Genomic DNA, 24,859 nt, shown 5'->3' on the forward strand with positions numbered 1-24,859 from the left:
AAAAAAACTGTATAATCGCAGGAATTTTCGCGTTTTGGTTATTTTACATCCGAAAAAGCTGCACTTTTGCAGCATTGTTATTTTATGGGGTTTCTGTCTTCCGGATGCCAGCCGCCGCGGAGCCGATGTAAAGTAAGCACAAACAATTTCGGGACTGGTGTCAGTCACAGCAGGGGGAGGGGGCGCGAGCGAATAAAGCCCTGGAGGTTCGCAACCGGTCGCCCTGCGCGGGCGGTGTGAGTGAACAAAGCCCTGGAGGTTCGCAATCGGTCGCCTTGCGTGGGCGGTGTGAGTGAATAAAGCCCTGGGGTTCGCCCTGCGCGGGCGGTGTGAGTGGATAAAGCCCTGGGGGGTTCGCAATCGGTCGCCCTGCGTGGGCGGTGTGAGTAAATAAAGCCCTGGAGGTTCGCAACCGGTTGCCCTGCGTGGGCGGTGTGAGTGAATAAAGCCCTGGGGTTCGCAATCGGGCATCCGGTGGGGGTGGCGCGAGCGAATATAGCCTTGGCCGCGTCGCCTGTCACGAGCTAAAGACTTGTGCCGTTTCTTGGAACATCGTGTCTATCTTGACCTATCGGTACCGTTCGCTTATAGTGATTGAAGAAGCTTTAAACTTATCGATCGAGGTGGCCATGTGATGTCTGAGAAAATCTACGTTGGAGTCGATATCGGCGGAACCGCCATCAAGGTAGGCATATGCAACGAAAACGGCGATCTTCTCCAAACGTACGAAGGACCGACCGAAACGGACAAAGGGACGGACGCCATTCTGAACAACATTGCGGCTTATGTCCGACATATCGTCTCCGAGTCTCCCTTTCAGTGGGAGCAGGTGGAAGGGGTCGGGATTGGAATTGCCGGATTTCTCGATATACCGAACGGCATCATGAAGTTCGCCCCGAATCTCGGGCTTCGCAATGTGCCAGTGCGGGACCGGGTTCAGGAAGCGCTCGGCAAACCGGTATTCATCAATAACGACGCGAATGTGGCGGCGCTGGGCGAAGCCTGGGCTGGAGCGGGCAAAGGGGTAAGCGATTGCGTCTGCTACACCCTCGGTACCGGAGTAGGCGGAGGCATCATCATTGACGGCAAAATCGTACAAGGTTTTGCCGGCATGGCCGGTGAGCTGGGCCATATGGCGATTGTGCCGGATCTGGAAGCGATTCAGTGCGGCTGCGGCAAGATGGGATGTCTCGAAACGGTTTCTTCCGCAACCGGCATTATCAAGATGGCCAAGGACGCCGTTGAGCGGGGCGATCGGACATCGCTAACCGCGGTCGAGAACATTATGGCCAAGGACGTCTTCGATGCGGCCAAAGCCGGCGACGAAGTCGCGGCGCGCATCGTCAATCGGGCCGCCTTCTATCTAGGCAAATCGATGGCCACCGTTGCTATCGTGCTGAACCCGCAGCGCTTTATTATTGGCGGCGGGGTATCGAAAGCCGGCGATTTCCTGTTCGATCAAATTCGGGACGTCTTCCGCAAATTTACGCCGGACCTCATTCAGGAAGGCGTGGAGATCGTACCGGCGCAACTCGGCAACAATGCCGGCATTGTCGGCGCTGCAGGATTGGTTCTGCGGTCGTAACGATTGTCGCGCGGCCGTTCGGCAAGCCGTTTGAAGCCGGACGGCCTTCTTCAACAGGACAGCAGGTTTGGAGGAGGCGAGAGGAATGAGTACGCCAGCCGATTCGGCGAGACTTGTCATCATTACAGGCATGTCCGGCGCAGGAAAGACGATCGCCGTACAAAGTCTGGAGGATCTCGGTTTTTTCTGCGTCGATAATTTGCCCCCGATCCTGATTCCGAAATTCGCGGAATTGATCGACCAATCGAAGGGCAAAATCGGCAAGGTGGCGCTTGTGATCGATCTGCGGGGCCGGGAATTTTTCACCGCGCTTTCGGAATCGTTGAATCAGATCAAGGAGCATTTCTCCATTCCTTATGAAATATTGTTTCTGGATGCGACGGATGGAGTTCTGGTGCAGCGTTACAAGGAAAGCCGCCGCCGGCATCCTCTTGCTCCGTCCGGCCTGCCGCTGGAAGGGATCAGGCTGGAGCGCCACTTGCTGGAGGATTTGAAAGGCTGGGCAACCCAGGTTATCGATACGAGCAATTTGAAACCGGCGGAGCTGAAGGAGAGAATCATTTCCCGCTTTACGCATTTGGGCGAAAGCAGCATTTCCGTCAATGTGACGTCATTCGGCTTCAAATACGGCGTGCCGATCGATGCCGATTTGATATTCGATGTCCGTTTTCTTCCCAATCCCCATTACGTCGACCAGCTTCGTCCCCAGACAGGGCAGCATCCGGATGTCTACGATTATGTGATGAAGTGGCCGGAAACGCAGACCTTTCTGAACAAGCTGCTCGATATGCTGACATTCCTCATTCCGTTGTACAAGAAGGAAGGCAAGAGCCAGGTCGTAATCGGCATCGGGTGCACAGGCGGCAAGCACCGTTCGGTTGCGATCGCGGAATATTTGGGACGAACGCTGGGCAGCAGCGATACGGAGCTGGTCCGAGTCAGCCATCGCGACGCCGACCGCGACAAGCATTGATGGGAGGAAGCATGGAGAGCGGTCAGAAAACGATCAAACGTCCGCAGATCGTCGTCATCGGAGGCGGTACCGGTCTGTCGGTCATGCTTAGGGGATTAAAAGAAAAGCCGCTCGACATTACCGCTATTGTGACCGTTGCCGACGACGGAGGCAGTTCCGGTATTTTGCGCCATGAGCTGCAAATTCCGCCGCCCGGCGATATCCGGAACGTGCTCGTAGCGCTCGCGGACGTCGAGCCGCTCATGTCGGAAATGTTGAGTTATCGTTTTCAGAACGGTACAGGTCTCGCCGGCCACAGTCTCGGCAATCTCGTGCTGGCTGCGATGACCGATATTACCGGCGATTTTGTCGCCGCCATCCGTGAATTAAGCCGCGTATTCGCCGTACGGGGACGGGTTCTGCCTGCCGCCAATCAGGCGATTATTTTGCATGCGGAGCTGGAGGACGGCACGATCGTGACCGGCGAGTCGATCATTCCGAAATCGGGCCAGGCGATCAAGCGCGTCTTTATCGAGCCGAAAGATGTCGAACCGCTGGCGGAAGCTGTCGAAGCGATCCGCAGCGCCGATGCGATTCTGATCGGGCCGGGCAGCCTGTATACAAGCATTATTCCGAATTTGCTCGTGCCGAAGCTCGCGCAAAGTATTACGGAGTCCGATGCGGTTAAAATATTCGTATGCAATGTGATGACGCAGCCCGGCGAAACGGACAATTACGCGGTCAGCGATCATCTGGACGCTGTCTACAACCATGTCGGCCAGCATATTTTCGATTATGTGATCGTCAACGACGGGGAAATTCCTCCGCAAGTCCAAAGCAAATACGCGGAGAAGGGCGCGAAGGCGGTTCATCTCGATCTGGAAGAGGTCGAGCGGCGGGGCTATAAAGTAATCGCCGACCGGCTTGTCCTGTTTCGCACGTATTTGCGGCACGATGCGGCACGGCTCAGCCATCATATTTACCAGTTGGTGGAGAACTGGATGCTACGGAAGAGGTGAGAAGCGATGTCTTTTGCAGCCCAGACCAAAAAAGAACTGACTCTCATAGAAGCCGACCCGTGCTGCGAAAAGGCAGAGCTGTCCGCGCTCATCCGGATGAACGGTTCGGTGCAGCTGTCGAGCCGTAAAGTAATTCTGGATATATCGACAGAAAATGCCGCTATCGCGCGGCGGATCTACACGTTGATCAAAAAGCATTTTGACGTTCATACCGAGCTGCTCGTGCGCAAAAAGATGAGGCTCAAAAAACAACATGTCTACATTGTGCGCATTCCGGCCAAAGTTCAGGAAATCTTGAGCGAATTGCGGATCATTTCGGAAAGTTTTATGTTTAATCAGGGTATCGATAAGGAAATGATACGTAAAGGCTGCTGCAAAAGATCGTACTTGCGCGGCGCCTTTCTGGCGGGAGGTTCGGTAAACAATCCGGAGGGCTCCTCCTACCACCTCGAGATTTCTTCGATGTATGAAGAGCACTGCAAGGCGCTTGTCGAGCTGGCGAACAAGTTCCATCTGAACGCCCGCTGCATCGAGCGGAAAAAAGGGTTTATCTTCTATATTAAAGAAGGCGAAAAATAATCGAGCTGCTCAATATTATCGGCGCACATCAAGCGCTGTTCAAATTCGAGGATGTCCGCATCATGCGGGATATGCGCAATTCCGTTAACCGGATCGTCAACTGCGAGACGGCGAATTTGAACAAGACGATTGGAGCGGCCGTCAGGCAGATCGATAATATCCGGCTGCTGGAGAAAGAAATCGGATTGGAAAATTTGCCGGAAAACTGAGAGAAGTCGCCATGGTCCGGCTGCAGCATCCGGATATCAATTTGAAGGAAGTCGGCGAACTGCTGAAAGGAAAAGTAAGTAAATCCGGCGTCAATCATCGGCTGCGAAAAATCGATGAAATGGCTGAAAAAATCCGGAATGGCTGAACTTTAATCCTGGTGGCGACAATGGTATAATAGTAAAGCGGAAATCTCATTTATTATGTCTGGAAACCGGTGTTTCCTCATGGAACATCGGTTCCTGTTGAATATGTTTAGGGGGTGTTGTGATGATAACAAGGCAACCGGTTGTTGTGCGGTTGAAGACGGGACTTCATGCGAGACCGGCAGCGTTATTCGTCCAGGAAGCAAACAAGTTTTCTTCCGAGGTGTTCGTCGAGAAAGACGATAAGAAAGTAAATGCCAAATCGATTATGGGCATTATGAGTCTGGCTATCAGTTCCGGAACCGAAGTCTACATCAGCGCAGAAGGTTCGGACGCAGAGCAAGCTGTAACCGCTTTAGTCAACCTTGTAAGCAAAGAAGAATTGGAGAATCAGTAAAGTCTTCTGACCAATGCGGGAAAAGCTCCTCTGGAGCTTTTTTTTGCCATGCCTGGCTAAAGCGATACGATACTGCAGGGCGGTACGTCTAATCTGACGGCTAACCGCCCTGTTGTTATTTACAAAAGCTGCTGAATTGAAATACGCAGACAAGGCAAAGAACCGTCCGGTTATTCCTGGACGGCTGGGTCAGCGATGATGTCGGCGCCTGCCTATTCTTATGCGCCGGTCGACTTGTCAAGCGGAATGTTGCGTTGCTGCAACGCAACCTCGATCAATCGGATGAACTCCTCCGAGAGCTGCATGGCCTTCGCTTCCTTGTACACTTCCAGCAAATGCGTATCGTTCAAAGGACGCAGCAGCATCGTCTTATCCTGCATGGGAAGAAAACCATCCCCGGAAGCGGATTGCGGCTCCTGATAACCGATCAGATGCTCGTCTCTGCCAAGAGAGCGGGAAATCGATTGCGTTCTCTTTCGGGTCGAAAATAACGGATTAATCAATTTCATTATCGGCAACTCCACACATTAAGATTGGGGCTTCGGCCGATGGGGCCGTTCCCACGGCACGAATGGTTCGGAAACATCATGTTGTTGGTATTGCTACGACTATCTTACCATGATATGGATGAAAGATGGTGGGGAATTCGGAGGGTTGAATTCTTCTTGACAAATCAGATGAATTGTGATATACGCGGAGCGGATGCGGGAATAAAAAGAAAACCTCCAGGCCGGCCTCTACTCAAGCGGCTTGGAGGTTTCGTCGTCAGGCACAACCGTGCCCGGACCAGGTTAAATTTTCTCAATCACTTTGTCCACGATTCCATACGCCAGCGCTTCTTCGGCGCTCATAAAGTAATCGCGATCGGTATCCTTTTCGATTCGTTCCAGCGGCTGTCCGGTCCGCTCTGCCAGGATGGCATTCAGCTTGTCGCGCATTTTCAGAATGCGGCGGGCACGGATTTCGATATCCGTCGCTTGTCCTTCGGCGCCGCCAAGCGGCTGGTGAATCATCACTTCGCTGTTCGGGAGCGCATAACGCTTGCCCTTCGCGCCGGCCGCCAGCAGGAACGCGCCCATCGAAGCGGCCATGCCGACGCAAATCGTCGAAACGTCCGGCTTGATATATTGCATCGTGTCGTATATGGCCATTCCCGATGTGATCGAACCGCCCGGACTGTTGATGTAAAGGTTGATATCCTTGTCCGGATCGTCCGCGGCCAGGAACAGCATTTGGGCAATAATCGAATTGGCCACTACATCGTTGATCGGCGTGCCGAGGAAAATAATGCGGTCCTTGAGCAGGCGAGAGTAAATATCGTAAGCGCGCTCGCCGCGGTTGCTCTGTTCGATGACCATCGGTACGAAGTTCATATCCATACGTTTTCCTCCTCTACAAGTGGCGATATTGGTAAGCGTAACACCATCATAGCGAAAACCGCCTTAAAAGTCAAAGATGGTCAAACCATTTGCAACAAAAAAGCCGATAACTTTGCAATTTCGGCAATACTTGATGAGTGTGCATGGTGATATTATGGCGCGCCCGCGAGGAATCGAACCTCGATCTCAGGCTCCGGAGGCCTACGTCATATCCATTGGACCACGGGCGCATTTTGTAATAGCGAAATTTATTATATGACATGGAGAAGAATAAAGCAAGTCCATTTTTAAATTAAATTTTGGTTTTCATGATTCGAAAAAGGGAACATATGTTGACTTGCGTGAGATCAAGCTTTTCGCTACAATAAAGGTGGGACTTAAAATGTTTATGTGGGACGTATTGCGTCCATGGAGTTGAGCGATGACGATGCGAGAACTTCTCGATCTGCAGCAGCAGCTCGTGCCGGATTTGATGGACCGGATGAAAAAGCGGTATCGGGTGCTGCACCAGGTCATGTTGTCCGACTCGATCGGCCGCAGGACGCTGGCGACGTCGCTGTCGATGACGGAGCGGGTGCTCCGGGCGGAAACGGATTTTCTGAAGGCGCAGGGACTGCTTGAAATCCATTCATCCGGCATGCGGATTACGGATGCGGGCAGACGTCTGCTCGAAGAGCTGGAGCCGCTGTTCCGGACGATGTTCGGTCTCTCGGAGCTGGAAGAGAAGATTCGCCGACATTTCGACCTGAAGCAGGTCGTAATCGTCCCCGGCGATTCGGAGGCGTCACCCCGAACGAAGCGGGAGCTGGGAAGAGCGGGCTGTCAGGCGCTGCGCAAGGCGCTCGGCAAAGACGACGTCGTCGCGGTTACGGGCGGTTCGACGCTCGCGCAGGTAGCCAATCAGTTCTCGTCGCCAACGCCGCTCAAGAGCAACTGGTTCGTGCCGGCGCGGGGCGGACTGGGTGAAAGTCTGGATTATCAGGCGAACACGATCGCTTCCACGATGGCGAAGCGCACCGGCGCCCAATACCGGCTGCTTCATGTGCCCGATCATCTCGGCGAAGAAGCGTATTTGTCGCTCATGCAAGAGCCCAACGTCCGCGAAATCGTGGAAGTGATCCGCAGCGCCCGCATCGTCGTGCACGGCATCGGGGATGCAATGGTCATGGCGCGGCGCAGGCGGGTGGACGATTCCGTCGTCGAGGCGCTTAAGGCGGATGGGGCGCTTGCCGAGGCGTTCGGCTACTATTTCGACCGCAACGGCTCGGTCGTGCACAAAATGTTGACCGCCGGTTTGCGGCTGGAAGACATTATGACGACGGAAGTCGTCATCGCGGTCGCCGGAGGCCGCAGCAAGGCGGAAGCGATCGCCGCCGTCATGAAGTTCGGACACGACGACGTGCTGGTGACAGACGAAGCTGCGGCGAAGGAAATTGCTGCTCTTATCGATGCGGAGGAGCGGGAGTGATCATGACGGTTTACGGCAAGCAGTTGACATCGATGCCGGCAATCGTCTTGAAATATATTTGAACCACACAGGAGGAAGATGTGAAATGGTGAAAATAGGGATTAACGGTTTTGGCCGGATCGGCCGCAACGTATTCCGTGCTGCGCTGAACCGCAGCGATGTGCAAGTCGTAGCCGTCAACGACCTGACGGATACGAAAACGCTGGCTCACTTGCTGAAATACGACACGACTCATGGCCGGCTTGATGCTACGGTTGAAGCGAAAGAAGGCGCGCTGATCGTAAACGGCCGCGAAATCAAAGTATTCGCGGAGCGCAATCCGGAAAACCTGCCCTGGGCCGAGTACGGCGCCGAAATCGTTGTCGAATCGACCGGTATCTTCACCGCGAAGGAAAAAGCCGAACTTCACCTGAAAGGCGGCGCGAAGAAAGTTATCATTTCCGCTCCGGCAACGAACGAAGATATTACGATCGTGATGGGCGTCAACGAAGACAAATACGATCCGCAAGCCCACACCGTTATCTCCAACGCGTCGTGTACGACGAACTGTCTGGCGCCTTTTGCGAAAGTGCTCAATGACAGATTCGGCATTGTCAAAGGGATGATGACGACGGTTCACTCCTACACGAACGACCAGAACGTGCTCGATCTGCCGCACAAAGATCTGCGCCGCGCCCGTGCCGCCGCAGAGAACATCATTCCGTCCACGACGGGTGCCGCGAAAGCCGTCTCGCTCGTACTGCCGGAGCTGAAAGGCAAGCTGAACGGCATGGCGATGCGCGTGCCGACGGCGAACGTGTCGGTTACCGACCTGGTTGCCGAGCTGAAAGTGAACGTTACGGTCGACGAAGTGAACGCGGCGCTGAAAGAAGCTGCCGAAGGCCCGCTGAAAGGCATTCTCGCCTACTCGGAAGAGCCGCTCGTCTCCAGCGACTACAACGGCAACCCGGCATCGTCCACGATCGACGCGCTGTCCACGATGGTCGTGGAAGGCAATATGGTGAAAGTCGTTTCCTGGTACGACAACGAATGGGGTTATTCCAACCGCGTCGTTGATCTGGCCGCTTACATCGCATCGAAAGGTCTGTAATCCGCTAACATGGTACCCCCGCACCCCGGCCTGTCAGGGCGCCCGCTAATGAAGCCCCGATGCGCTCGGAGGGGGAGAAGAAGTGACTCGGGGCTCATCCCAGGTCACTTCTTCGCGTATGACCGGATCTGTGCCGGCAGCATTCGAATTACTGATTACCAGGAGGTCAACCGATGAACAAAAAAGTGTCCGCGACGTAGAAGTGTCCGGCAAACGCGTGTTTGTCCGCGTCGATTTTAACGTTCCGCTGGAAAACGGCCGCATTACCGACGATACCCGCATCCGCGAGACGCTGCCGACGATTCAATATTTGATCGAACGCGGCGCCAAAGTGATTCTCGCTTCCCATCTGGGCCGTCCGAAAGGACAGGTGGTGGAAGAACTGCGCCTGACGCCTGTCGCGCAGTGGCTTTCCGAGCTGCTTGGCCGTCCGGTCGCGAAAGCCGACGAAGCGGTAGGCGAAGCGGTGGAAGCGAAAATCGCGGCGATGAACGACGGCGATGTGCTGCTGCTTGAGAACGTCCGCTTTTACCCCGGAGAAGAGAAGAACGATCCGGAACTGGCCAAAGGCTTCGCCAAGCTGGCCGACCTGTACGTCAACGACGCATTCGGCGCCGCCCACCGCGCGCATGCTTCGACAGAAGGAATCGCGCATCATCTTCCGGCCGTATCCGGCCTGCTGATGGAGAAAGAGCTGACGATCCTCGGCAAAGCGCTCTCCAATCCGGAACGTCCTTTCACGGCGATTATCGGCGGTTCCAAAGTGAAGGACAAAATCGACGTCATCAACAAAATGATCGAGATTGCCGACAACATCATCATCGGCGGAGGCCTCTCTTATACATTCTTCAAAGCGCAAGGCTACGAAATCGGCAAATCGCTCGTGGACAACGAAAAGCTGGATCTGGCTCTCGGCTTTATCGAGAAAGCGAAAGCCGCCGGCAAACGGTTCCTGCTTCCGGTCGACGTCGTCGTGACCGACGATTTCAGCGCCGACGCCAATACCCGGGTCGTCAGCATCGACAGCATCCCGGCCGACTGGGAAGCGATCGATATCGGACCGAAGACGCGGGAAATTTACGCCGACGTCATCCGTTCGTCCAAGCTGGTCGTATGGAACGGCCCGATGGGCGTATTCGAAATCGAACCGTTCTCCCACGGCACGCAGGCGGTTGCGCGCGCATGCGCGGAAACGGAAGCCTATACCGTGATCGGCGGCGGGGACTCCGCGGCTGCGGCGGAAAAATTCGGGCTGGCGGACAAGATGGACCATATTTCGACCGGCGGCGGCGCATCGCTTGAATTCATGGAAGGCAAGGCGCTCCCGGGCGTCGTCGCGCTGAACGACAAGTAAGGGGCGGGCAAATCTGAAGGAGGGATTCCGGCTGTGAGAAAACCGATTATCGCAGGGAATTGGAAAATGTTCAAAACCTCGTCCGAAGCGGTAAGCTTCCTGGCCGAGGTGAAAGGGAAGGCCGAAATCGACGGCGTGGAAAGCGTCATCTGCGCGCCGTTCACCGCGCTGCCCTCGCTTGTCAAAGCGGCCGAAGGAACGACGATCGCCATCGGGGCGCAAAACGTCCACTATGAGGACAGCGGCGCCTATACGGGCGAAATCAGCGGCGGCATGCTGAAGGAGCTCGGCGTCAAGTACGTCATCGTCGGACATTCCGAGCGGCGGGCGTATTTCGGAGAAACCGATGAAATCGTCAACAAGAAAGTCCATGCCGCATTCCGGCACGGCCTGACGCCGATCGTATGCGTTGGCGAGAAGCTGGAAGAACGCGAAGCGGGCCAGACGAAGGAAGTCTGCCGGGTGCAAACCGAAGGCGCGCTCCAAGGACTGAGTGCGGCGCAAGCGGCTGAAGTCGTCATCGCCTACGAGCCGATCTGGGCGATCGGCACCGGCAAATCATCGACCGCGGCGGATGCCGAGGATGTAATCGCCTATATCCGTTCGGTCGTGAAGGATCTGTTCGGACAATCGACGGCCGACGCGATCCGGATTCAGTACGGCGGCAGCGTGAAGCCGGCCAACGTGGCGGAATATCTGGGCCAGCCGAACATCGACGGCGCATTGGTCGGCGGCGCCAGCCTGGAGCCCGCCTCTTATGTTCAGCTGATCGAGGGGGCGAAGTAAGATGTCGGCACCGAAACCGGTCGCGCTAATCATTCTCGACGGCTTCGCGCTGCGCGAGGAGACGCAGGGCAACGCCGTCGCCCAGGCGAAAAAGCCGAACTTTGACCGCTACTGGTCGACTTATCCGCATACGACCCTGACCGCTTGCGGCGAGGCGGTCGGGCTTCCGGAAGGCCAGATGGGCAATTCGGAAGTCGGCCATCTCAATATCGGGGCCGGACGGATCGTTTACCAGGATTTGACCCGCATCAGCAAGTCGATCCGGGAAGGCGAATTTTTCGAAAACGAAACGCTGCTGGCGGCCGTTCGCCATGCGCAGCAGAACGGCAAAAGCTGCATCTGTACGGCTTGCTTTCCGACGGCGGCGTACACAGCCATATCGAGCATCTGTACGCGCTGCTTGAACTGGCGAAGCGGGAAAACCTGCAGGACGTATACATCCATGCTTTCCTGGACGGCCGCGACGTCGCGCCGGACAGCGCCAAAGGCTATCTCGAAAACCTGCAGCAGAAGATCGCCGAGCTTGGCGTCGGACGGATTGCGACGGTGCAGGGCCGGTACTATGCGATGGACCGCGACAAGCGCTGGGAACGGACGGAGAAATCGTACCGCGCGATGGTCTACGGAGAAGGCCCGAAATATACCGATCCGATTCAAGCCGTAGTTGAATCGTACGAGAAATCGGTATATGATGAATTCGTCATGCCGACGGTTATCGTGGGCGAGGACGGCAAGCCGGTCGGACTGGTTGAATCCGAAGATTCGGTCATTTTCTTCAATTTTCGGCCCGATCGGGCGATTCAGCTTTCGCAGGTCTTCACGAACGAAGATTTCCAGGGCTTCGACCGGGGACCGGCATATCCGAAAAATCTGCATTACGTCTGCCTGACGCTGTTTAGCGAGACGGTGGGCGGCTACGTCGCTTACAAACCGAAAAATCTCGACAATACGTTCGGCGAAGTGCTTGTCCAGCACGGCAAGCGGCAGCTGCGCATTGCCGAGACGGAGAAATATCCGCATGTCACGTTCTTCTTCAGCGGCGGACGGGACGTGGAACTGCCCGGCGAGACGCGCATTCTCATCCCTTCGCCGAAGGTGGCCACCTATGACCTGAAGCCGGAGATGAGCGCTTACGAAGTGGCGGACGCCGCTGTCAAGGAAATCGAGGCGGGACGCCATGACGCGATCATTCTGAACTTTGCCAACCCCGACATGGTCGGCCATTCCGGCAAGCTGGAACCGACGATCAAGGCGGTGGAAGCGACGGACGAATGTCTGGGCAAAGTGGTGGAAGCGGTGCTGGCGCAAGGCGGCATCTGTCTCATTACGGCCGACCACGGCAACGCGGATATGATTACTGACGAGATGGGCCGTCCGCATACGGCGCACACGACGAATCCGGTGCCGTTTATCGTCACCAAGACCGGCCTTAAGCTCCGCGAAGGCGGCATTCTGGCCGATATCGCCCCGACGATGCTGGAGCTGATGAACATCGCCAAGCCTGAAGAAATGACGGGTTCCAGCTTGCTGAAACGATAACCGAGCCTCGATCCGGCGAATATCTAAATAAAGGAGTGTCCAATCTATGTCCCTCATTGTTGATGTTTATGCCCGCGAAGTGCTTGATTCCCGCGGCAACCCGACGGTAGAAGTGGAAGTGACCCTCGAATCCGGCGGCAAAGGCAGCGCGATCGTGCCTTCCGGCGCTTCGACCGGCGCTTACGAGGCTGTCGAGCTGCGCGACGGCGACAAAGGCCGTTATTTGGGCAAAGGGGTGCTGAAGGCGGTAGAAAACGTCAATACCGTCATCGCGCCGGAAATTATCGGCCTTGACGCATTCGACCAAGCGCTGATCGACCGCAAAATGATCGAGCTCGACGGCACGCCGAACAAAGGCAAGCTCGGCGCCAACGCGATTCTGGCCGTTTCGATGGCCGTAGCCCGCGCGGCAGCTGATGCGCTCGGCATTCCGTTGTACGCTTACCTCGGCGGCTTCAACGCCAAAGTGCTGCCGGTGCCGATGATGAACATCGTCAACGGCGGCGAGCATGCCGACAACAATATCGACGTGCAGGAGTTCATGATTCTGCCGGTCGGCGCATCGAGCTTCAAGGAAGCGCTCCGGATCGGCGCGGAAATTTTCCACAACCTGAAATCGGTATTGAAGGACAAAGGACTGAACACGGCTGTCGGCGACGAAGGCGGATTCGCTCCGAACCTCGGGTCGAACGAAGAAGCGATCACGACGATTATCGCCGCGATCGAGCGCGCCGGGTACAAGCCGGGCGTGGACGTGTTCCTGGGCATGGACGTCGCTTCCACGGAATTTTACAAGGACGGCAAATATCATCTGGAAGGCGAAGGCAAGTCGTTCACGTCCGCGGAATTCGTCGACCTGCTCGCCTCCTGGGTGGATAAGTACCCGATCATCACGATCGAGGACGGCTGTTCCGAGGACGACTGGGAAGGCTGGAAGCTGCTGACCGAGAAACTGGGCGGCCGCGTACAGCTTGTCGGCGACGACCTGTTCGTGACGAACACGAAACGTCTGGCCGACGGCATCGAGAAAGGCGTGGGCAACTCCATTCTCGTTAAAGTTAACCAAATCGGCACCCTGACCGAAACGTTCGACGCGATCGAAATGGCCAAACGTGCCGGTTACACCGCCGTTGTGTCGCATCGCTCCGGCGAAAGCGAAGACAGCACGATCGCGGACATCGCCGTCGCGACCAATGCCGGCCAGATCAAAACGGCGCGCCGTCCCGCACGGACCGCGTAGCGAAGTACAACCAGCTGCTGCGCATCGAGGACCGTCTCGGATCGTCGGCGCAATATGCGGGCAAGTCGGCGTTCTACAACCTGAAAAACTTTAAATAATCGTCCGGTACGCCCGCTATATGCGGGACGGAATAACGGCCGGCGCCCTTCTGCAGGGCGCCGGCTTTTTGCAGTTGCGGCGGATTGCCGTAGAAGCGCGATGAATCACGACGTAAACATTTGATGAGGCGAAGTATTTACGCTTTGAATCGAAGCATTTCGGGGTGCTATGGAGCAGGGCAAGGAATACGAGCTCGGCGGGATTCTGCCGGAAGGGGCAAGCTATTGTATTCATGCGGACGGTATGATACAATAAACTTGCTGTTTTCGGCGCTGCGGAGCTATCTCCGAAGGCCCGGGAAGGAACGTGTTTGCGCAGCTCCTGCGCGGGAGGTGGGAAAATGGAAGTATTTCTGAAAATTTTGCTCATCGTGTTCTCGGTTGGTCTGATTGCGGTCGTCCTGCTGCAAAAAGGAAAAAGCGCAGGGTTGTCTGGTGCGATTTCCGGCGGTGCGGAGCATCTGTTCGGCAAGCAGAAAGCTCGAGGGCTCGATTTGCTTTTACAGCGTTTGACGGTCGTGCTGGCGGTCGGCTTCTTTATCCTTTCGCTGTCCGTCGCGTATTTGGTGAAATCCTAATGTAAATATAAGCGGAAAGCGGGGATGCATCCCCGCTTTTTTTATGGCGAATGGCGGCAGACGGTTGCGCGGTGGCGATTTCGTATATACTGAATGGTATATGTACATTTATAAAAAGTAGCGATGAATAAGCGCAGCCGCCTTCGACTCGTCAAGATTCAGGCTGCGCCGACGAGGTGGGAGAAGATTGACGATTACGGAGCGCGATGTGCTGGAGTTTATGCGGGAGACGGCATACAAGCCGATGACGTATCAGGAGTTGGAGCAGCATTTCGGCATTCAGGATGCCGGCGAATTTAAAGCGTTTCTGCAGCAGTTGAACCGGCTGGAAGCAGAAGGGCAAATTATACGGACCCGCAATGACCGCTACGGCGTGCCGGAGCGGATGAATTTGCTTCGCGGAAAGCTGCAGTCGCATCCGAAAGGGTTTGCCTTTCTGCTGACGGATGACGACGAGCACCCGGATGTCTATATTCATGCCAATGATTTGAAAGGCGCCATGAACGGGGATACGGTGCTTGTTCGGATCACGTCCAAAAGCGAAGGCGGAGGACGGATGGAAGGCGAGGTTGTCCGAATTGTGCAGCGGGCCGTGAAAGAAATCGTCGGCACGTTCGACAACCATGAATATTACGGATTTGTTATTCCGGATGACAAACGGATTCAGAAAGACATTTTCGTTCCGAAGGGATCGTTTGGCGGAGCGGTAACGGGGCAGAAGGTCGTCGTCCGCATCGTGAAATACCCGGAAGGCAAACGGACGGCCGCCGAAGGGGAAATTGTGGAGATTCTCGGCCATAAGGACGATCCGGGGGTCGACATTTTGTCGGTGATCCGCAAGCATCAGCTGCCGGAAGCTTTTCCGGAGGAAGTGCTGGCAGAGGCGGATGCGGTGCCCGACACAATATCGGAAGATGAAATCGCCGCCCAGGGTCGCCGGGATTTGCGGAACAAAGTCATTGTGACGATCGACGGCGAAGATGCCAAGGATCTTGACGACGCGGTTCATGTGGAACGGCTGGACAACGGAAACTATGTGCTCGGTGTCCATATTGCCGATGTAGGCTATTATGTGAAGGAGAAATCGGCGCTCGATCAGGAAGCGTACCGGCGGGGCTGCAGCGTTTACCTCGTCGACCGGGTCATTCCGATGCTGCCTCACCGGCTCTCGAACGGCATCTGTTCGCTCAATCCGAAGGTGGATCGGCTGACGCTGTCGTGCGAAATGGAATTCGACGGGAAGACGTTGAAGCGGGTGCGGCACGATATTTATACGAGCGTCATTCGGACGACGGAACGGATGACTTATACGAATGTGCGCCGCATACTGACCGCGACGGAAGAGGAGCCGGAGACCGAGCTGATGGAACGGTATGCCGGGCTGATCGACATGTTCCGGCTGATGGAAGAGCTCGCGATGAAGCTTCGCCGCAAGCGGATGCAGCGGGGCGCGATCGATTTCGATTTTCAGGAAGCGAAGGTCATCGTCGATGAACAAGGCAAAGCGGTCGATATCGTCAAGCGGGAACGATCGGTCGCCGAGCAGATTATCGAGGAGTTTATGCTGGCGGCGAACGAGACGGTCGCGGAACATTTTCACTGGCTGCGCCTGCCGTTTCTGTACCGGATCCACGAGGAGCCGGACAGCGAAAAGCTGCTGCACTTCCTGCAGTTTGCTTCCAATTTCGGCTATGTGGTGAAAGGGAAGAGCAATTCGATCCATCCGCGTGCGCTGCAGTCGCTGCTCGAGGAAATTCGCGGTGCGAAGGAAGAGACGGTCATTTCGACGATGCTGCTCCGCTCGATGAAGCAGGCGAAGTACGCGGCGGAAAGCCTCGGGCATTTCGGGCTCGCGGCTGAGTTTTACACCCATTTCACGTCGCCGATTCGCCGTTATCCGGACCTCGTCATTCACCGGATTATCCGCGAGGTGCTGGAGAACGGCGGGATGCTGCCGGAGCATCGCATCGATGCGCTGGCCGCGAGGATGCCGGACATTGCGCAGCAATCGTCGGAGCGGGAGCGTGTGGCGGTTGACGCGGAGCGGGATACGGAGCGGATGAAGAAATGCGAGTACATGCTGGATAAGATCGACGAGGAATTTGACGGCATCGTCAGCGGCGTTACCAGCTTCGGCATGTTCGTGGAGCTGGACAATACGGTCGAAGGGCTTATCCGCCTCAGCAGCCTGGCCGACGATTATTATCATTTCGATGAGCTGCATATGGTGCTGATCGGCGAGCGCACCTCGAAGGTGTACCGGATCGGCGACGAGGTGCGCATCCGCGTGGCGCGCGTCAACATGGACGACTATACGATCGATTTCGAGATGGTCGACGTCCGGCCGCGCGGCCGTTATCGCGGCTACGCCGAAGCGGGCTACGGCGGCTCGCGCAAGGGCGGCCGCCGCGGCGCTGCCGGCGGCGGGCGATACGGCCGCGATGCGGGCAGGGGCGAAGCGCCCGCACGCGGAGGGAAGCCGCGCAAGAATAGGCGCGGCGGGGATGCCGCTGCGGCGGATGAGGCGCAGCGCGAGCCGTTGTCCGAGGCCGGGGCGCGGGAGGCCGGCCTCGGCGAGGATGCGCACCCGAGCCATGGCGATGGCGAGGTGCGCAAGGATATGTGGGGGCTGCCGATTCCGGGCAGCCCACGCAGCGGCGCCGCGCGCGGCCGGAACGGCGCGCCGCGCGGCGGCCGTGCGGCGGCGGGGAGCGGTGCATCCCGCCGCAAGAAGACGTCGCCGACGGGGATTTTCGTCGGCGACGGCGGGGGCGGCGCGGCCGCCGGGGCCGGGGCGAAGCCGCGCAAGAAGAAGCGGGGCGGCGCCGGCAACGGTACGGCGGCGTTCGTCCGCAAGAAGCGGAAGTAAGGCGGCGGATGCAGCCGTCAGATCGCTTCTATGTTGTTGTAGCCTATGTTGTCACCCGAAGAGGCTTAGCTGTCCCGGACAACTAATGCTTCTTCGGGGCTGGCGTCCACCGGGGACAGGCGTTGCGAGTGTGTGGTGATGATTTTTTGTTGAACTGGCCACTTTCACTGATAAGCTGGGGATGGGTGCGCATCAATTGCATTTTACATGGCTAACGGAGTGTTCCGATCCCATTCGCTAACATTTTAACGGTTGATGACGGGGGTTCCGTGTTCTTGATTTGTGAGGCTCTTTTTTGATACAATCAAAACTTGACCGGACTGTTCGATATAGGGGCAAATGTCGCAGCGCTGATTGATTTAGGCAAACGGTAAGGTCGCAGATTTTCGATAGGTAGAGGGGGAGACGGCATGGGAAAGAAAAATCAGGAAGACAAGCCGCTGGCGCAGAACAAAAAGGCGTCCCATGACTACTTTATCGAAGAGACATACGAAGCGGGCATGGTGCTGATGGGGACGGAAATCAAATCGCTTCGCAAAGGAAAGGCCAATCTGAACGACGCGTTCGCCACGATCCGCAACGGCGAGATTTTCCTTCACAATCTGCATATCAGTCCGTTCGAACAAGGAAATCGTCACAATCCGACCGATCCGACGCGCGCGCGCAAACTGCTTCTGCACAAATCGCAGATTCACAAGCTGCTGGGGCAGTCGAAGCAGGAAGGCTACTCGCTGGTGCCGTTGAAGATTTACGTGCGAAACGGGTATGCGAAAGTGCTGATCGGGCTCGGCAAAGGGAAAAAGCTGTACGACAAGCGCGAGACGGCAGCCAAACGCGACGCTCAGCGCGCCATCCAGCGAGCGCTGCGGGAGAAACAAAAAGTGTGACGGCTGGCCGACCCAGTGTGGGTTATTCCACCCGACGTTTGGTGGCGCTGCAACTTCGTATTCGAATTGAGGCGTAAGAGCATTGGCGGTATTGCCATGAATCGATACGTTTGCCAGCAACAAGCTGCGCACGGATGTCGCGGCTGTGTTATAATAATATTGTACGATTCTGATCGTACTCTTATCCATTCGGGGGCGTTTTTGGATTCGACGGGGATAGTTCGAGCATGGGTAGCGGGTAGTAGGGCTGCGGCTGCTTCAACAACGCGGAAGCCAAATTTAAACGGCAAACAACAACAACAACCTCTGGCTCTGGCCGCCTAATAACGGCCTCCAGGCTCTTACCCTCCATCGCCCATGTGGCGGGCTAAGGGCTCAACTTTAGTGGGATACGCTGTCCAGTCTCCGCCTGGGGCTGGCTGAAGAAGACAATCAGGCTGACCCGAAAAGCAGCCGGTGTCGGGGCGGCTTTAGGGTGACATCAAAACTGTCACTACACCCGTAGAAGCCTGTGTGGCGTTATCTTCGGACAGGGGTTCGACTCCCCTCGCCTCCACCAATACCATCAGTAGGGACACCGTGATAGGTGTCCTTTCTGCGTTTTTAGGGCATGTTTGAAGTATGAGCAGATGCTGAAAGAGCTACTACATGATAAATAATCACAGCCGCATCGGGAATCCGATGCGGCTGAAATCATAGATGGGATGTAGTAAAGTACCTTTAAACATAGGAAAAATCCCTACCGGCATAAATATCAATGACGTTCGTTCTCTCGTGGCCGATTTCTTTGGATAGTATCCGCTTTAGTTCTTCACCGGTAAAACCCGACGATTGCAGTTGTCTCACCCTATCCTGAATGTAAGAATAGAGTAGTCCGTGCCAGGTTAAATTGTTCATTACAATGGTCTGGCCTTTTTTGTATGATCTTTTCACTATTCCTTCTTCCGTTTCAATTTTGTCTCTAACTCTGGATAAAAACTAATTTATCTCCTCGTCTGATAAGGGGGAGACGTGTTATTGGACGGCGATATTAATAAAGTTGATATATTCTTCAATTAGTCCATGCCCGGTTTCCCTGGGATGAGGTCTGATCAATCACTACTTCGAACTGTTCAAAAAGCTCCTCATTTGATGAAAGCTGGAATCGAGGTGAATCGATTTTCGAATGAAGGAATCGGACAGCACTTAAGTCGTTCTTGATCGTTTTAGAGGAAATCCCCTCACTTTGGCGGAAAGATACATATGAAGCGAGATGCTTATCGGAAATGTTGCGGATGTTTTGCAGCTTAAATCGTTCACTCAAAAAATTGGCGAAAACCAGGCATGAGATTTTGTAGCGGGTGCGCGATTTAAAGCTTAGCTGGCGAATATGCTTGAAGACTTTTTCGACCTGGACTTCGGGCGTGGTTTTACCCAAGGCTGATCCCCTCCAATTCACGCTTTATTTCCTCCAACCCCGATAAAATCAAATGCACAGCTGTCGGATTTTCTTTGAATATTTGTGTATGAAGAACGACCTTTTCATGAAGCTTTTTAAGATCTTTTTCTGCGTCCTTTATCACTCTCGTTTTCTTACTGGTTACTTTCGTTGAAAGTGAGTATGGTGCTTCGGACCTCGAGGTTGCTTCATCATGTATTTCATCAATGAGGAGAGATAAGTCTTCTTCTTTCAATTTTTGATTGATTATCTTCAAATAAAGTGTCTTTTGTTGTTGTTCATCGAGTTCATTTGCAATTTTTTCAACCGATCGAATCCCAATCTCTTTTTTCCTATATTTATTTTGTAGTTCTGGAATGATATCCAGGAGCTTTAAAACCCGAAACATTTTTCTACGGGACATATCGAACATTTTCGCGATATCATCGGCAGTTACTTTTATGCCATCTTGGCACTTTTTCGGTCCTGGTTTAATGCCGTGATACTCCATAGCCGCTTTAATTCGTTTTGCTAGAAATATTTTCTCTGCCCTAGTGTTGTTTCTTGCACAGTTGTATGTTGTTAAAAGGTAGTTCGCTTCCTCCTCTGGAATCTTTTTAACTGTTACCGGTAAGGTTTCGATTCCCATTCGTTTGGCTGCCCAATAGCGATGGTGGCCGTCGAGAATGACATTTTCCGACGTTATGATGAGCGGACTGATGTAATTGGATTGTTGAATTGCGGCAATGAACCTTTGGATGGTGGATTCAGAAACTGCTGGATAGTATGCATGGTACAGTGGATGTTCCGATAAATCGTCAATTTTTCTAAATTCGTGTGATTGGTCCATAATCGACTTTTACCTCCTTATTGAAATTGGACATACTTGTGACATTAGTGGAATCCATTATCCTCGTGGATTCTCAGTCGTCAGCATCTATATAAAGCTCTACAAACAGAAGCGGGGTAAGGGTTTGAAAACAATAAATGTGTTCCATCTCATTTCTGTTTGTAAGAAGCGGGTTTTCTAAGAGCAAAGCTTTGAATGAGTAGTAGGTGAGTATTGGCGTCAGCCTTAGCGTCAGTGCCAAGGTCTAAACTGCCGAGAATGTGCTTCTCAACTCCTGAGGTTCGACCAAGCCCGGATGGGTGACTTATAGTCCGGTCTCCTCGTTTTTCTCCGCTTTTTCCAGCCATCCGCGATCGCAAGCGATCTTTGGGGGGAGAGTATGGCTATCACCGACTTGCAAAATCCGTCAGACGGCCAATCAGATCTATGTAAAAAAGCCACAGGCTTTGATTTTCATCAAAACTTCGTGGCTTTGAATAATAAAAAAAGCCCGATTTAGGAAAGTGAATGCATCACTACCCAAATCGGGCCTTTCATTTTATGCTGATTATCATCAGATTGGAAAAGAACAGACCATCGGTCGGTCTGAATAAGTGGTTAAAAAAATTAGGAATTAGAATGGCCTGCTTTGCGCATGCATCAGGCTAGGAATAAAAGTTACATCTACGGTATAGAAGTAGTTTAACCCACTTTTCTTCCAGAAGTCAACACAAATGATAGAGTGACCCAGAGGTGACCTTTGGGTCACCCAAAAGTGACTTTAAGTCACCTCAAGGTCACCCAAAGGTCACCTAATGTTTCCTTGTAATTGTGGGCTATGAAATGAATGGGATTTTGCGAGTTTGAATTTACACATATTTCGAGTTACAGGTGGTCCTTGTTATGATCATTTTCAAAATTTCAGTTGCTCTAATACAAGGATTTTTTCCATCCGTATTGGAACATAACAGGTGTATTTTCTTAAAAGACATGCTATTATATGGATGTTTCTACCTGAAACAAGTGAACACTACCAAAAGAGCGATCCTCGAGAGGCGTCAAACCTTACTCGAGGTTCGCTTTATTTGGTTATAATTGGGTTAAGTAGCGGAGTCCAAAGGGAGGATGGGGGATGACGAGCCGTCGCGAGATGAATAGACATTATGCTCAAGCGGTGATTTGTGAGCTGCAGCGAATAGGTTATTCAAGTGAACAGGCAAAGGGCGTTTTTTTTCGTCATTACCGTGATATGAAGCGTACCTTTGGGCTTGAACCGAATGTACATGATTTTGCAATGTTAATCGATGAGTTTGAACGTGCAATAAATCGCAAGTATAATCCGAATGATCCTAATTCAATTTATGTCGGACATTTACGTGATCGATTGAAAAGGAAAAATGATGGAATCAAGACGATGTGACGGAATGAAATGACGGCACATAACGAGTGTGTTATATCACGAGTTTTGACCAATGGTAAGAAACGAACGGCGTCAGCCTTAGCATCAGTCCCAAGGTCTAACTGCCGAGAATGTGCTTCTCAACTCCTGAGGTTTGACCAAGCCCGGATGGGTGACTTGTAGTCCGGTCTCCTTGCTTTTCTCCGCTTTTTCCAGCCATCCGCGACAGGCAAGCGATCTTTGGGGGGAGAGTATGGCTATCATCGACAGTCAGACGGCCAATCAAATCTATGTAAAAAAGCCACAGGCTTTGATTTTCATCAAAACTCCGTGGCTTTGAAAAGCTACCATCGTCAACTACGTAAAGTAACGACAGGAAAAAGCATCTTTTCAACAGACGAATTCTTACTCAAGATGCTCTAACTGAAAGGATGTTACTAGCTACTGGATCGGTTGAGTCCAAAACTGTGGACAAATCCTGCTGTAGCTCTCGTTTTCTCTCCGGGTCAAATCGGCGCCATTTAACCCAAAGATTCCCAACGTTACTTCTGGAGTGTTCACACAAAATTCTTTACAGACTCATTTTTTACATTACGCACTCTTTAATATCTGTAATATTTTTAATGTCAACCCTGGCGCTATGAAGCAATTGATATAGGGAAGAAATATTGTTATTTGTTTGAACTCTTACCTGGAGATCTCTAAAGCGTAACACTTCTCTTGATTTACTGAAAGTAAAGAAGCACTGGGTTTTAGCTCGTGATAATGCAACAAAAAATGCACACAAATCTTGATGCGTCTGAGATTGAAAAGACCAAAATGCATCGTCTTCTAACCCGAGAAATATGACAGTATCATACTCTAACCCTTTACTTTTATGGATTGTCATTATAGGCACACTATACAATCCTAAAAAATCAGCAATAGTGCTGCTCCAATCCCGGTGTTTTATATATGCACTAGTTAATTTTTCAATAGTATTATTCAATAGCTCTTTGAAGTATGATCCTCTGGCATATTTCGGATATAATCGAAAGAGCTTTTCTTGACCGATAAAGGATATGATCTCCATAACAATTTCGCTTAACTGCTGCCTGCATAAGTCCTCGTCAACTCTTAATTGGTTTAAGTTTCCCCTTAGTTGTAAAAGGAAATCATGAAGCTCTGATTCCATTGTTAATATTTTGTTGATGATCTTGATCAGGATCATACCCACTCGCAAAAGCTAACATTTCTGATACTCTTACCCATGTATCATGGGATTTTTCCTTCGTTGCCAAATCTATATAATCTAAAACAAGCTGTACACACTCTTCAGTCAGCAAATCCTGGTACTCTTTTTCTATTCTAGCGCCCACACCCCGTTTTTCCAACTCATGAATAACAGCCTTAGCATAAATGTGCTCGTGTTGCTTTACTAGTATACAAACATCCCGTGGAGTCATATTCTCTTGTTGAATTCTCTTGACAATATTTGAAGCCACAAAAATAGCTTCATCTATGTGAGTTTGAAAACTCCATACTTCACATTTTCCTTCTTGATCGCTGTGTTGGTTAGAGACCGTAGCATCAATCGAATTCTGATTGATGATTTTGGCAAATACATTTTGAATTTCAATGAGTCTGGGGGCGGACCTATGGTTCTGTGTTAATTCAATTTGGACTGCATCGAAATCTTGTTTAAATCGTTCAAAAGAATCCGGTAGTGCACCGGCCCAGCTCATAATTCGTTGTTTATCATCCCCTACACTTGTAAATATTGCTGAGCTACCTAAAAAATAGTTTTAACTAACTCATATTGTACGGAGGTCGTATCTTGGAATTCGTCTAGAAACACGTGACTGTATGTTAATTGAAGTGCCTTTTTAATCATTGGATTAGTCTTTAACAAATAATCTGCGAGTTTTGATATCATGGGAAAAGTGAGCGTGCTCTGAAGACCTTTTCTACCATGCACTAAGACATCCCAAAGTCTTACCAAAACCCATGTGTAAATATCTTCCCCGTCTTCAAAAAGGGCAATCCATCCTCTGATAGTCGTCTAAATAATAAATTAAAGTTAATTTCATGTGGCCAATCAGGACTATTAGGATGACGTTCTTTTATAAAACCAACTGCAATATCTTGTATTTCTCTTGAGGTGGTTGCTATATGATAATCTTTCGCAGGACGATATGCATCCGGTATCCCTAATCTAAAACGATCTAAAAGTTGTTTAGCAAACGAATCGTATGTTCTAGATTCAAATCTCGCAGAAAGCTCTTTTCCACATCTAAGCTCAACCCTTTTTCTTAGGTTTTCTGCCGCGTCGGTCTTAAAACTAATAGCTAGGATTTTTTGTGGGGATGGACATAAATTTGTTTGTAATAAATAACAAGCCCGTTGAGCCAATAATTCAGTTTTCCCCGCACCCGGACCTGCTAAAATTATCGTGTTTAATTCTGATTTAACAGCTACTGTTGCTGCTGGTTCTAAAATAATTCCTTCCGAAGGTATCCAGTTCTCTGGATTGACATACGACATTTTACTCTTCCTTTTTCAGTAATTCTTTCACTCTCTCAACAAGCTTTATAAAAAGTTGAGGCATATTATTAATCAAGTCTTCATCATTAATTTTTAATAATGCTTCAATATGCGTGCTTGGTTTACTTCTCCCGAGAAATAACGTATTATACCAAACCATTAGCTCTTGCTGCTCTTCTGTATAAGTGAGGCCTGTTGCATTCTCACTTTTTAATGTTGCAATAATGCCACCTTTAATTTTTTTCGCATACTCATCAGGAAACTTAGCACGGCTGGGAATGCTAGGTCCCCTAGGTACTGTTTCTTTATACGCATAAGGAAATGATTCGAGCATAAGGAAATCTAAATCCAAAGGAGCCGAAAAAAAGACGTTATATTTATCTTCCATCAGTCTAGGTAACCAGAAATTATTCATCGAAGTTATCCATTCTGGTTCCATTGAATATTCGTCAAATTGTTCAAGCTCGGCTTCAGTAAGGATTTCTTCTCTAAAACCACTCACTAGCGTTGCATCAAAC

The 24,859-nt window shown here is 52.2% G+C and carries 20 protein-coding genes, 1 tRNA gene, 1 other RNA gene and 4 pseudogenes; 16 read left to right on the forward strand and 10 right to left on the reverse strand.

Going from position 1 to position 24,859, the window contains the following annotated elements; all coding sequences use genetic code 11:
* The first annotated feature begins 634 nt into the window (after window positions 1-634).
* The 5 genes and pseudogenes from PACILC2_RS01910 to PACILC2_RS01930 all read left to right on the forward strand — a co-directional run bounded on the left by PACILC2_RS01910 (window position 635) and on the right by PACILC2_RS01930 (window position 4,885).
* Complete coding sequence (locus tag PACILC2_RS01910) at window positions 635-1,585, forward strand: ROK family glucokinase (protein WP_213527109.1); 951 nt, start codon at window positions 635-637, stop codon at window positions 1,583-1,585.
* Between the two features lie 85 nt (window positions 1,586-1,670).
* Complete coding sequence (gene rapZ, locus PACILC2_RS01915; RefSeq protein WP_062489413.1) at window positions 1,671-2,558, forward strand: RNase adapter RapZ; 888 nt, start codon at window positions 1,671-1,673, stop codon at window positions 2,556-2,558.
* Between the two features lie 11 nt (window positions 2,559-2,569).
* Window positions 2,570-3,556, forward strand: a complete 987-nt coding sequence (mgfK, locus tag PACILC2_RS01920) for a gluconeogenesis morphogenetic factor MgfK (RefSeq protein ID WP_213527112.1) — start codon at window positions 2,570-2,572, stop codon at window positions 3,554-3,556.
* A 6-nt stretch (window positions 3,557-3,562) separates the two neighbouring features.
* Window positions 3,563-4,490: pseudogene (gene whiA / locus PACILC2_RS01925) on the forward strand (DNA-binding protein WhiA).
* Window positions 4,491-4,615: 125 nt separating this feature from the next.
* On the forward strand, window positions 4,616-4,885 hold the full coding sequence (locus PACILC2_RS01930; RefSeq protein ID WP_062496364.1) for an HPr family phosphocarrier protein: 270 nt from the start codon (window positions 4,616-4,618) through the stop codon (window positions 4,883-4,885).
* A gap of 218 nt (window positions 4,886-5,103) precedes the next feature.
* Here PACILC2_RS01930 and sda read toward each other — a convergent pair whose 3' ends face one another.
* From sda to PACILC2_RS01945, 3 genes are all read right to left on the reverse strand, one after another.
* Entirely contained in the window at window positions 5,104-5,394 is a 291-nt protein-coding gene (gene sda / locus PACILC2_RS01935; protein ID WP_082654990.1) for a sporulation histidine kinase inhibitor Sda, read from the reverse strand.
* Between the two features lie 282 nt (window positions 5,395-5,676).
* Window positions 5,677-6,258: an ATP-dependent Clp endopeptidase proteolytic subunit ClpP gene (clpP, locus tag PACILC2_RS01940; protein WP_062496362.1), complete on the reverse strand. Its 582-nt coding sequence runs from the start codon at window positions 6,256-6,258 to the stop codon at window positions 5,677-5,679.
* A gap of 161 nt (window positions 6,259-6,419) precedes the next feature.
* A tRNA-Arg gene (locus PACILC2_RS01945) sits at window positions 6,420-6,494 on the reverse strand.
* A gap of 197 nt (window positions 6,495-6,691) precedes the next feature.
* Between PACILC2_RS01945 and PACILC2_RS01950 the strand changes: the two genes are divergently transcribed.
* The 10 genes and pseudogenes from PACILC2_RS01950 to ssrA all read left to right on the forward strand — a co-directional run bounded on the left by PACILC2_RS01950 (window position 6,692) and on the right by ssrA (window position 18,732).
* Window positions 6,692-7,732: a sugar-binding transcriptional regulator gene (locus tag PACILC2_RS01950; RefSeq protein WP_213527123.1), complete on the forward strand. Its 1,041-nt coding sequence runs from the start codon at window positions 6,692-6,694 to the stop codon at window positions 7,730-7,732.
* 85 nt (window positions 7,733-7,817) lie between these two features.
* Window positions 7,818-8,822 (forward strand): type I glyceraldehyde-3-phosphate dehydrogenase, encoded by a 1,005-nt coding sequence (gene gap, locus PACILC2_RS01955; RefSeq protein ID WP_062489406.1) that lies wholly within the window; start codon window positions 7,818-7,820, stop codon window positions 8,820-8,822.
* 118 nt (window positions 8,823-8,940) lie between these two features.
* Window positions 8,941-10,176, forward strand: coding sequence for a phosphoglycerate kinase (locus PACILC2_RS01960; protein WP_213527125.1), 1,236 nt, complete (start codon window positions 8,941-8,943; stop codon window positions 10,174-10,176).
* Window positions 10,177-10,209: 33 nt separating this feature from the next.
* Window positions 10,210-10,962, forward strand: a complete 753-nt coding sequence (tpiA, locus tag PACILC2_RS01965) for a triose-phosphate isomerase (RefSeq protein ID WP_062489401.1) — start codon at window positions 10,210-10,212, stop codon at window positions 10,960-10,962.
* Window position 10,963: 1 nt separating this feature from the next.
* Window positions 10,964-12,501: pseudogene (gpmI, locus tag PACILC2_RS01970) on the forward strand (2,3-bisphosphoglycerate-independent phosphoglycerate mutase).
* Window positions 12,502-12,547: 46 nt separating this feature from the next.
* A pseudogene (gene eno / locus PACILC2_RS01975) lies at window positions 12,548-13,839 on the forward strand (phosphopyruvate hydratase).
* Between the two features lie 341 nt (window positions 13,840-14,180).
* The gene (secG, locus tag PACILC2_RS01980) at window positions 14,181-14,417 is read left to right on the forward strand and encodes a preprotein translocase subunit SecG (protein WP_213527114.1); all 237 of its coding nucleotides are present in this window, start codon (window positions 14,181-14,183) and stop codon (window positions 14,415-14,417) included.
* A 220-nt stretch (window positions 14,418-14,637) separates the two neighbouring features.
* Window positions 14,638-17,286, forward strand: coding sequence for a ribonuclease R (gene rnr, locus PACILC2_RS01985; protein ID WP_213527127.1), 2,649 nt, complete (start codon window positions 14,638-14,640; stop codon window positions 17,284-17,286).
* A 410-nt stretch (window positions 17,287-17,696) separates the two neighbouring features.
* Entirely contained in the window at window positions 17,697-18,173 is a 477-nt protein-coding gene (gene smpB, locus PACILC2_RS01990) for an SsrA-binding protein SmpB (RefSeq protein ID WP_062489393.1), read from the forward strand.
* 191 nt (window positions 18,174-18,364) lie between these two features.
* Window positions 18,365-18,732: a transfer-messenger RNA gene (ssrA, locus tag PACILC2_RS01995) on the forward strand.
* 492 nt (window positions 18,733-19,224) lie between these two features.
* Here ssrA and PACILC2_RS02000 read toward each other — a convergent pair.
* Together PACILC2_RS02000 and PACILC2_RS02005 are read right to left on the reverse strand one after the other, a co-directional pair.
* On the reverse strand, window positions 19,225-19,590 hold the full coding sequence (locus tag PACILC2_RS02000; protein WP_213527117.1) for a phage integrase N-terminal domain-containing protein: 366 nt from the start codon (window positions 19,588-19,590) through the stop codon (window positions 19,225-19,227).
* Window positions 19,583-20,440, reverse strand: a complete 858-nt coding sequence (locus PACILC2_RS02005; RefSeq protein ID WP_213527119.1) for a ParB/RepB/Spo0J family partition protein — start codon at window positions 20,438-20,440, stop codon at window positions 19,583-19,585. The genes PACILC2_RS02000 and PACILC2_RS02005 overlap by 8 nt, the downstream gene beginning before the upstream one ends.
* Window positions 20,441-21,551: 1,111 nt before the next feature.
* On the opposite strand from PACILC2_RS02005, the gene PACILC2_RS02010 reads away from it, so the two are divergent.
* Window positions 21,552-21,839: a nucleotide exchange factor GrpE gene (locus PACILC2_RS02010; RefSeq protein ID WP_213527121.1), complete on the forward strand. Its 288-nt coding sequence runs from the start codon at window positions 21,552-21,554 to the stop codon at window positions 21,837-21,839.
* 565 nt (window positions 21,840-22,404) lie between these two features.
* On the opposite strand, the gene PACILC2_RS26170 is transcribed toward PACILC2_RS02010, so the two are convergent.
* From PACILC2_RS26170 to PACILC2_RS02020, 5 genes and pseudogenes are all read right to left on the reverse strand, one after another.
* Window positions 22,405-22,890: a 3'-5' exonuclease gene (locus tag PACILC2_RS26170; protein ID WP_244863162.1), complete on the reverse strand. Its 486-nt coding sequence runs from the start codon at window positions 22,888-22,890 to the stop codon at window positions 22,405-22,407.
* An 82-nt stretch (window positions 22,891-22,972) separates the two neighbouring features.
* Window positions 22,973-23,542 carry a 3'-5' exonuclease gene (locus tag PACILC2_RS26175; RefSeq protein ID WP_244863163.1) on the reverse strand — a complete coding sequence of 190 codons (570 nt, stop codon included), beginning with the start codon at window positions 23,540-23,542 and terminating at the stop codon, window positions 22,973-22,975.
* Between the two features lie 47 nt (window positions 23,543-23,589).
* On the reverse strand, window positions 23,590-23,733 hold the full coding sequence (locus PACILC2_RS26180; protein WP_307860294.1) for a UvrD-helicase domain-containing protein: 144 nt from the start codon (window positions 23,731-23,733) through the stop codon (window positions 23,590-23,592).
* A 59-nt stretch (window positions 23,734-23,792) separates the two neighbouring features.
* Window positions 23,793-24,341 carry a UvrD-helicase domain-containing protein gene (locus PACILC2_RS26185; RefSeq protein WP_244863164.1) on the reverse strand — a complete coding sequence of 183 codons (549 nt, stop codon included), beginning with the start codon at window positions 24,339-24,341 and terminating at the stop codon, window positions 23,793-23,795.
* A gap of 1 nt (window position 24,342) precedes the next feature.
* Window positions 24,343-24,859 (reverse strand): annotated as a pseudogene (locus PACILC2_RS02020) (ATP-dependent endonuclease); the annotation flags it as partial.

Origin of the sequence: Paenibacillus cisolokensis (genome assembly GCF_018403665.1) — a bacterium.
GTDB lineage: Bacteria > Bacillota > Bacilli > Paenibacillales > Paenibacillaceae > Paenibacillus_AH > Paenibacillus_AH cisolokensis.